This window comes from Trueperaceae bacterium (assembly GCA_036381035.1).
In the GTDB taxonomy this organism is placed as follows: Bacteria; Deinococcota; Deinococci; order Deinococcales; family Trueperaceae; genus DASRWD01.
The window spans coordinates 1-1,678 of the sequence record DASVDQ010000143.1; the positions used below are offsets into that span (position 1 = coordinate 1).

Consider the following 1,678-nt stretch of genomic DNA (forward strand, 5'->3'; position numbering starts at 1 on the left):
GCAGGCGAACCCTTCATCGCGCTTGGCAATCGGGCGAACCGCCTCTTCGACGTGGCCGCAGGCGCACTCGTAGACGTACGTCGGCATTAGTCCTGCCTCCCGAGCTTCGTGCCCTTCACAAACTCCCGCTGCCGATCCCAGGTGCGCAGCGTCCAAACCTTCCGACTGCGTGCCGCTGGCTTCAGGCAGTAGTCCTCCCACCACCGGAGCAGCTCAACTTGCTCCGTACCGAACGCCGTTTTCTTAGGCTTGAGCTCGTGCCTCGACTCCCAGGCACGCTCAAGCGCCACGGTGAGGAACTCCTCGCGTTGCTCCGGGATCAGGCGCCCGATGTACGGCTTTGCGAAGTCCAGCAACTTCGCCGTGTGCCGTTTCATGAACGCCTCGAATTGCTGGCGCTCAGCTTGCTCTCGGAGCTTGGCGACATGGACGGCTTCGGTCATCAAACACCCTCCCGCATCGGTTGCATCGGTACACGGGCCACTCGCTCATCACCGTCCAGGAACAGCCAACCGTTCTGCACGAGCGACTCGATCGCTCGCTGCGCCGCGCGCTTGCGCATGTCTCGGCCTTCGGTTGGCTTCGGCGTCTTTGCGACTACCGCAGCAACCACATCGGCAATCGCCACGCTCTCCCCGAACGGCGTCATCCGCTCAACCAGCTCCAACGTCACCTGCTGCACCCCCGTCGGCCTGCGCTTGCCCTTCGGGACCTCAGGAGGCTGAGCCGGCTCGAGCACCAGCGAAGTCACAGGGCGACCCTTGTTATCTTGCCGTCCCAAGTCGATCACCTTTGGCGCATAGCAAAGCGGCGGCAGCTCCGGCGACGATTTGAACCGCTCCCGCGACACAGAGATCGTTCCGAACCCCGGATTTCTGGACACGATGTATTCCGCATCCGTGTCCGCAGCCAGCGCCGAGGCGCCACGAGCCCGGCTCTGCGTCGAATGTCCGGTATGGGCTACGAGCAGCACCGTTGCATCGAACGAACGCCGCAGTCCGTTATCCAATAACCCGATGAACTGCTTCACCGCGGTGTTGTCGTTCTCCTCCAGCGAACCGCTGAGTTTCGAGAACGTATCCAGCACGAACAGCCGGGGCCGGATGCGCAATCGAACACAGTCCTGCCGTATCATCTCGATGCCTTCGCGTGTGCTCAGATCCAATCTCCGCTCAACCACGAACAGCGGAACATTCTCGCCATCGACGCCCTGCGACTTGAACCACGCCAGCGCGCGGCGATCGAAGTCTCGGCCCTCCGCGCTGATGACGTAGACCGGCATCTTCTGCTCGACGGCCACGCGCATCGACCAATCGAGCGCGAGGAACGACTTGTACGAGCCGCGTGGGCCAGCGAGGATCGCGATCACGTCGCGCTCCAGCACATCCTCGATCAGCCACTCCGGGTTGGTCGGCGTGTCGAGCACATCGCGGATGCGGCGCGCCAGACCCTCGGCGCCATGCTCGATCTTCTCCGGCTCGGTGAGTGGCCCGAGCGCCCGGATGAGCGCGTAATCGCTCGCCGCCGATATCTGCTGAACCTCTGGCTGTTGCAGCGCGAGCTGGCACATCGCGTGGTACGACGGCCGCTCGGTCACAGGTCTTGCCTTGTCCTCCTCGGAATCCAACGAACCGAACAAATGCAGGCGCACCAGGTCGAACGCGTTGCACTGGACACC

At 63.3% G+C, this 1,678-nt stretch carries 2 protein-coding genes; both read right to left on the reverse strand.

What is annotated here, in order from left to right:
• Positions 1-86: 86 nt before the first annotated feature.
• A complete protein-coding gene (locus VF202_14960) occupies positions 87-443 on the reverse strand; it encodes a hypothetical protein (protein ID HEX7041415.1) in 357 nt (118 codons plus the stop codon).
• The coding region (locus tag VF202_14965; protein ID HEX7041416.1) for an AAA family ATPase at positions 443-1,678 on the reverse strand (1,236 nt) is incomplete at its 5' end. The genes VF202_14960 and VF202_14965, both read right to left, overlap by 1 nt.

Coding starts and splice junctions, on each gene's coding strand:
- VF202_14960 (HEX7041415.1), bottom strand. CDS start 443: ATGACCGAAGCCGTCCATGTCGCCAAGCTCCGAGAGCAAGCTGAGCGC.